This is a genomic window from Streptomyces durocortorensis (assembly GCF_016901035.1).
Lineage (GTDB): Bacteria > Actinomycetota > Actinomycetes > Streptomycetales > Streptomycetaceae > Streptomyces > Streptomyces durocortorensis.
Genome location: NZ_JAFEUF010000308.1, coordinates 1 through 6,855 on the forward strand (window position 1 = coordinate 1; position 6,855 = coordinate 6,855).

The window sequence follows — 6,855 nt, forward strand, 5'->3', positions numbered from 1 at the left end:
CGGCCCGCACCCGCCGCTCCACGCGCCATCCGCCCGTTACTGCTGGGCACGTACACCTCCGAGGCGGGCGGCGGCACCGGCATCGGCACCGCCGCGTACGACACCGGCACCGGCGCGATCACCCCGGGCCCCGTGATCACCGGCGTCGAGAACCCCTCCTACCTGGCCCTCCATCCCTCCGGCTCGACCGTCTACGCGGTCGCCGAGCAGGAGGCGGGGGCGGTCACCGCCGTGAGCATCGCGCCGGACGGGACGTACGAGGTGCTGTGCAGCCGTCCCACCGGCGGCTCCGGGGCCACCCACCTCTCCGTGCACCCGTCCGGGCGCTGGCTGCTCAGCGCGAACTACGGCTCCGGCAGCGTCGCCGTGCACCCGATCGCCGAGGACGGCTCGCTGGGGGAGCGCACCGACCTGGTCACCCACAGCTCACCGCCGCCCGGCCCCGGCCAGGGCGGCCCGCACGCCCACCAGATCGTCACCACCCCCGACGGCGGCCACGTCCTCGCCGTCGACCTGGGCACCGACACCGTGTACACGTACGCGCTCGACGAGTCCGCCGGGACGCTCACCGAGGTCTCCCGCGCCGCCCTGGCCCCCGGCTCCGGCCCGCGCCATCTGGCCTTCCACCCCGGCGGGCGCTTCGCCTACCTGGCCTGCGAACTGGACAACACCCTGATCGTCTGCGCGTACGACCCCGCCACCGGCGCCTTCACCCCGGGGCCCGGGCAGTCCACCGGTACGGGATCCGGCACCAGCTACCCCTCCCAGCCGGTCGTCACCGGCGACGGGGCATACGTCTACCTCGCCAACCGGGGCCACAACAGCCTCACCCGTTACGCCGTGGAGGACGACGGGGCTGCCGTGCGGCTGCTGGACACCGTGCCCGTGGGCGGCGACTGGCCCCGCCAGCTCGCCCTGTCCCCGGACAGCTCGCTGCTCTTCGCCGCCAACCAGCGCTCCTCCACCGTCACCGTCTTCGGCGTCGGCCCCGACGGCTCCCTGACCGCTGCCGGCGACCCCTTCCCGGCGCCTGTCGCGGTCTGTGTGCTGCCGCTCCCGTGACCGCCGCCGTACGGGGCCCCGCGCACACCGGGGCGGGGCCCCGTACAGCGGTTACAGTCGTGGCCGAGCCGCGCGCCCGCACCCGCGGCGAGGACATCAGGGAGGCACAGTGCGCTTGAGGGTGGAATTCACCACCGAGCCCTTCGATCTCGACGAGGCGCCCACCCACGCGGTGGTGGCCCGGGAGGTGATCCAGGGCGCCGAGCTGGACGCCGTCGACGTCGGCCCCTTCGGCAACACCGCGGAAGGGGGCGCGGACGAGGTGCTCACCGCCGTGGACTCCCTGCTGCGCCAGGCCCTGGCCTCGGGCGCCACCCGGGTCTCGCTCCAGGTGAACGTGATCGAGGAGGAGATCCGGTGACCGAATCCGCCGATAACGTTCCGGTCACCGTCGACCACCCCTTCGTATCGGCCGTCAAGCCGCTCGTCGACGCGATGGGCGCCGAGCTGCTGGGCCCCGAGCAGGCCCAGCCGGACGATGTGGTGCTCGCCTGGGAGGGGCAGGACGTCATAGCCGTACGCCTGCCTCAGCTCTCCGACTCGCTGGACCACATCCTCGCCGCGATGGAGCGGCGGCACGGGATGCCGCTCGCCGACCTGGACCGGAAGGCCAAGCAGAGCGTGGTGCGGACCCTGGAGGCACGCGGTGCCTTCTCCGTACGACACGGCGTGGAGACCGTGGCCGGCGCTCTGGGCGTATCCCGATTCACCGTGTACAACTACCTGAACCGGGAACATACGGCCAAGGGTGAGTAGTTGGCCGAACCCGCCGAACGCACAGGAAAGCCGCCGTCCGCATGCCGGGACGGCGGCTTTCTTCGTTCGCGAGATTTCAACAAAGTGTTGACGTCGTGTTGCGGAGGGCGTTAGCTATCCGCAGCCCGAACAACGCACAGCGAAAAACAGCCACGGAGGCTCCCGTGACTTCGAGCTCCACACCGGGCCTCACCCGGTTCAACACCCTGGCGGACGGCGAGGCCACCCCCGCACTGCACGAGGTGTGTGCCAGTGCGACCTGGGGAAACATGATTCTCGCCGGGCGTCCGTACGCCACCGAAGAAGCCCTGCTCTCCGCGAGCGACGCCGCCATGGCGACGCTCACCGCGGAGGATCTGGCCGAAGCGATGGCCGGCCACCCGCCGATCGGCCGCCCGAAGCCCGGCGACCCGACCTCCTCCCGCGAGCAGCGGGGGATGGCCGGCGCCTCCGAGGAGCTCAAGACCGAGATGCTCGAACTGAACCTGGCCTACCAGGAGCGGTTCGGACATGTCTTCCTGATCTGCGCCACCGGCGCCACCGGTGAGCAGATGCGCGACGCGGTGAAGTCCCGGATCGGGAACTCGCCCGAGCAGGAGCAGGAGATCGTGCGCACCGAACTGGGCAAGATCAACCGCATCCGGCTGACCCGTCTCGTGACGGAGACCCTCGCAGAGGGCGCTCCCGCACAGGACTCTTGAGATCTAGGAGAGTGACGGTCTTGAGTACCGACACGACCGCATCGGTGTCCACGCACATCCTGGACACCAGCATCGGCCGCCCCGCCGCGTCCGTCGCCGTCTCGCTCGCCGCCCGCAGCGGAAGCGACGCGCCGTACGTGACGCTCGGAGCCTCCGCGACCGATGCGGACGGGCGCTGCAAGGACCTGCCGGCGCTGCCGGAAGGCACCACCCACGTGCGTCTCGACTTCGACACCGAGACGTACTTTTCCAAGAAGCAAGCCGAGGCGCAGCAGGACGCCCCCCGCGTAAGGGACAGCGGTGCGTTTTTCCCCGAGGTGACCATCGCGTTCGCGGTCTCCCCGGGCGAGCACTACCACGTACCGCTGCTGCTCAACCCGTTCGGCTACTCCGTTTACCGAGGGAGCTAGCACCGACATGCCCACGATTCTCGGCCAGAACCAGTACGGCAAAGCAGAGAACCGCGTCGTCAAGATCACGCGGGACGGCGACACCCACCACATCAAGGACCTGAACGTCTCCGTCGCCCTCTCCGGCGACATGGACGACGTGCACTACTCCGGCTCCAACGCCAACGTCCTGCCGACCGACACCACCAAGAACACGGTGTTCGCGTTCGCCAAGGAGCACGGGATCGAGTCCGCCGAGCAGTTCGGCATCCACCTCGCCCGGCACTTCGTCTCCTCCCAGGAGCCGATCCACCGCGCCCGGATCCGGATCGAGGAGTACAGCTGGGAGCGCATCGCGACCTCCGACGGCAACTCCAAGTTCATCGGCGCCGATGAGGTCAGGCACTCCTTCGCCCGCAAGGGCATGGAGACCCGCGTCTCCCAGATCACCTACGACGGTGAAAACTGGGAGGTCATCTCGGGCCTCAAGGACCTCACGGTGATGAACTCGACCAACTCCGAGTTCTGGGGTTACGTCAAGGACAAGTACACGACGCTGAAGGAGGCGTACGACCGCATCCTGGCGACGGACGTCTCGGCCCGCTGGCGCTACAACTGGACCAGCGACGAGCAGCGCATGCCGAACTGGGAGAAGTCCTACGAGCAGGCGCGCAAGCACATGCTCCAGGCCTTCGCCGAGACGTACTCCCTCTCGCTCCAGCAGACCCTGTACCAGATGGGTTCGCGCATCATCAACAGCCGCAGCGAGATCGACGAGATCCGCTTCTCGCTGCCGAACAACCACCACTTCCTGGTGGACCTCGAACCGTTCGGCCTCAAGAACGACAACGAGGTCTACTTCGCGGCGGACCGTCCCTACGGTCTGATCGAGGCCACCGTGCTCCGGGACGGCGTCGAGCCGAAGATCCCGGTCGACATGACCAACCTCTGACGCGGCACTGAACCGGCCCCCGTCCGACCACAGACGGGCGGGGGCCGGTCATCCCGGAGGGAACACCCATGGCACAGCCTGCAACGGGGCCGGCAGAAGGCCCATGCAAAACCTCGCCGACCACCGCCGCCGACACGGCAGTCCACCCGGTCGACGAGAAGCTTCCTCCCGCGCGGCTCGTCCCCGCCGCGCTCCAGCACATCGCCGCCATGTACGCGGGCGTCGTCACCCCTCCGCTGATCATCGGCCAGGCCGTCGGCCTGGACACCGCCGGCATGACCCGGCTCATCGCGGCCAGCCTCCTGATCGCCGGACTCGCCACCATCCTCCAGACGATCGGCCTCGGCCCCTTCGCCGGAAACCGGCTCCCCTTCGTCAACGCCGCCTCCTCCGCCGGGATCGCGCCGATGCTCGCCATCGCCGAGACCAGCGCACCGGGCCACCAACTCCCCGCGATCTACGGGGCGGTGCTTGTCGCTGGAGTGTTCTGCCTGGCCGTCGGCCCCTTCTTCGGCCGGTTGCTGCGCTTCTTCCCTCCGCTTGTCACCGGCGTGGTCATCACCCTCATCGGCGTCACCCTGATGCCCGTGCCCGTCGCCTGGGCGCAGGGCGGCGACGCCACCGCAGCCGACTTCGGCGCCATGAAGTACCTGGCGCTTGCCGCCTTCACGCTCGTCGTCATCCTGCTCGTCCAGCGCTTCGGCCGCGGCTTTCTCAAGCAAGTCGCCCTGCTGGTCGGCATGTTCGTCGGCACGCTGGCCGCGATCCCGTTCGGACTCGCCGACTTCTCCGCGCTGAAGTCCGCCCCGCTCGCCGCCCTGCCGACCCCCTTCGCCTTCGGCGCGCCGGAGTTCCAGCCCGCCGCGATCCTCTCCCTCTGCATCGTCATGCTCGTCCTGATGACGGAGTCCTCGGCCGGCATGCTGGCCCTCGGTGAGATCTGCGACCGCCGCACGGACGGCCGTACGATCACCCGCGGTCTCCGCACCGACGGCATCGCCACCCTCCTCGGCCCGGTCTTCGGCGGCTTTCCCACCAGCGCCTTCGCCCAGAACGTCGGCGTCGTCTCGCTGACCCGCGTCCGCAGCCGGTACGTCGTCGCCCCCCCCCGCGGCGCGCTCCTGGTCCTCGGCGCCTTCCCGGTGCTCGGCGCGGTCGTCTCGCTCGTCCCGATGCCGGTCCTCGGCGGCGCGGGCATCGTCCTCTTCGGCTCCATCGCGGTCAGCGGCATCCGTACGCTCTCCGAAGCCGGACTCGACGACAGCTCCAACATCATCCTGGTGGCCGTCGCGCTCGGCGCGGGCATCATCCCGCTCGCCGCGCCCACCTTCTACGCCGGATTCCCGGCCTGGGCGCAGACCGTCCTCGGCTCCGGGATCAGCGCCGGAGCACTGGTCGCGGTCGTGCTCAACCTGTTCTTCCACCATCTCGGCACCCACAGCCGCACCGCTGTGGCACTCAAATCCTCCTAGGGTCCTGCCGTGCCCACATCGCCACAGAAAGAAGAAGGAAGCACCATGGCAGCTTCGGCAGACCCTCAGCGCATCATCATCGAGAACTGTTCGATCGCCACCGTCGACGCCCACGACACGGAGTACGCGTCCGGGTACATCGTCGTGGCGGACAACCGCATCGAGTCCGTCGGCGCCGGCAAGGCACCGGAGGGCCTCGCCGGAGTCGTCCGGCGCATCGACGGCACCGGGCACCTGGCGACCCCCGGCCTCGTCAACACCCACCACCACTTCTACCAGTGGATCACCCGAGGCCTGGCCACCGACCACAACCTCTTCAACTGGCTGGTCGCCCTCTACCCGACCTGGGCGCGCATCGACGAGCCGATGGCCCGCGCCGCCGCGCAGGGCTCGCTCGCCATGCTGGCCCGAGGCGGCGTCACCACCGCCATGGACCACCACTACGTCTTCCCGAAGGGCTCCGGCGACCTGTCCGGCGCCATCGTCGGGGCCGCCCGCGAGATGGGCGTACGGTTCACCCTCGCCCGGGGCTCCATGGACCGCAGCGAGAAGGACGGCGGCCTGCCGCCGGACTTCGCCGTCGAGACGCTGGAAGGCGCGCTCGCCGCCACCGAGGCGACGATCGACGCCCACCACGACGCCTCCTTCGACGCGATGACGCAGATCGCCGTCGCGCCCTGCTCGCCGTTCTCGGTCTCCACCGAACTGATGCGCCAGGGTGCTGAGTTGGCCCGCCGTCGAGGCGTACGGCTGCACACCCACGGCTCGGAGACCGTCGAGGAGGAGCAGTTCTGCAAGGAGCTGTTCGGGATGGGCCCGACCGACTACTTCGAGTCCACCGGCTGGCTCGGCGACGACGTGTGGATGGCGCACTGCGTCCACATGAACGACTCGGACATCGCCGCCTTCGCCCGTACGGGAACCGGCGTCGCCCACTGCCCGTCCTCCAACGCCCGCCTCGCCGCCGGGATCGCCCGCGTCCCCGACATGCTCGCCGCCGGTGTTCCGGTCGGCCTCGGCGTGGACGGCACCGCCTCCAACGAGTCCGGCGAACTCCACACCGAACTGCGCAACGCGCTGCTCATCAACCGCCTCGGCGCCCACCGCGAGGCCGCCCTGAACGCCCGTCAGGCCCTGCGCCTCGGGACCTTCGGCGGGGCCCAGGTGCTGGGCCGCGCCGACCAGATCGGCTCCCTGGAGGCCGGCAAGCTCGCCGACCTCGTCCTGTGGAAGCTGGACACCCTGGCCCACTCCTCGATCGCCGACCCGGTGACCGCGCTCATCTTCGGCGCGGCCGCCCCGGTGACCCTCTCCCTCGTCGACGGCAAGCCGGTCGTCGAGGGCAACCACCTCACCACGGTGGACGAGGACGCCATCGCCCGCGTCACCCGCGACGAGGCCCGCCGCCTCGCGCAGATCGCCGCCGGAGCCTGACTCCGGGCGGTATCCCCGACCGGCCGGTCGAGGGGGCCCGCCCCCCCCCCGCCCCCGGCGGCCCCCCCCCCCCCCCCCCCCCCCCCCCC

At 70.3% G+C, this 6,855-nt stretch carries 8 protein-coding genes; all 8 read left to right on the forward strand.

Features of this window, described 5'->3' with window-relative positions; translation table 11 throughout:
* Positions 1-1,062 (forward strand): lactonase family protein (locus JS521_RS32220; protein WP_205086446.1); only part of this gene is annotated, 1,062 nt, incomplete at its 5' end.
* A gap of 109 nt (positions 1,063-1,171) precedes the next feature.
* The gene (locus JS521_RS32225; RefSeq protein WP_006128581.1) at positions 1,172-1,423 is read left to right on the forward strand and encodes a YkoF family thiamine-binding protein; all 252 of its coding nucleotides are present in this window, start codon (positions 1,172-1,174) and stop codon (positions 1,421-1,423) included.
* Entirely contained in the window at positions 1,420-1,818 is a 399-nt protein-coding gene (locus JS521_RS32230; RefSeq protein ID WP_030585274.1) for a helix-turn-helix domain-containing protein, read from the forward strand. Before JS521_RS32225 ends, JS521_RS32230 begins: the two co-directional genes overlap by 4 nt.
* A gap of 164 nt (positions 1,819-1,982) precedes the next feature.
* Complete coding sequence (uraD, locus tag JS521_RS32235; protein WP_205086447.1) at positions 1,983-2,519, forward strand: 2-oxo-4-hydroxy-4-carboxy-5-ureidoimidazoline decarboxylase; 537 nt, start codon at positions 1,983-1,985, stop codon at positions 2,517-2,519.
* A gap of 20 nt (positions 2,520-2,539) precedes the next feature.
* Positions 2,540-2,929: a hydroxyisourate hydrolase gene (gene uraH / locus JS521_RS32240; RefSeq protein WP_097886172.1), complete on the forward strand. Its 390-nt coding sequence runs from the start codon at positions 2,540-2,542 to the stop codon at positions 2,927-2,929.
* A gap of 7 nt (positions 2,930-2,936) precedes the next feature.
* Entirely contained in the window at positions 2,937-3,860 is a 924-nt protein-coding gene (gene pucL / locus JS521_RS32245) for a factor-independent urate hydroxylase (RefSeq protein WP_030814575.1), read from the forward strand.
* Positions 3,861-3,928: 68 nt separating this feature from the next.
* Entirely contained in the window at positions 3,929-5,332 is a 1,404-nt protein-coding gene (locus tag JS521_RS32250) for a nucleobase:cation symporter-2 family protein (protein ID WP_205086448.1), read from the forward strand.
* Positions 5,333-5,377: 45 nt separating this feature from the next.
* On the forward strand, positions 5,378-6,766 hold the full coding sequence (locus JS521_RS32255; protein ID WP_205086449.1) for an 8-oxoguanine deaminase: 1,389 nt from the start codon (positions 5,378-5,380) through the stop codon (positions 6,764-6,766).
* Positions 6,767-6,855 lie beyond the last annotated feature (89 nt).

Coding starts and splice junctions, on each gene's coding strand:
- pucL (WP_030814575.1), top strand. CDS start 2,937: ATGCCCACGATTCTCGGCCAGAACCAGTACGGCAAAGCAGAGAACCGC.
- JS521_RS32255 (WP_205086449.1), top strand. CDS start 5,378: ATGGCAGCTTCGGCAGACCCTCAGCGCATCATCATCGAGAACTGTTCG.
- JS521_RS32250 (WP_205086448.1), top strand. CDS start 3,929: ATGGCACAGCCTGCAACGGGGCCGGCAGAAGGCCCATGCAAAACCTCG.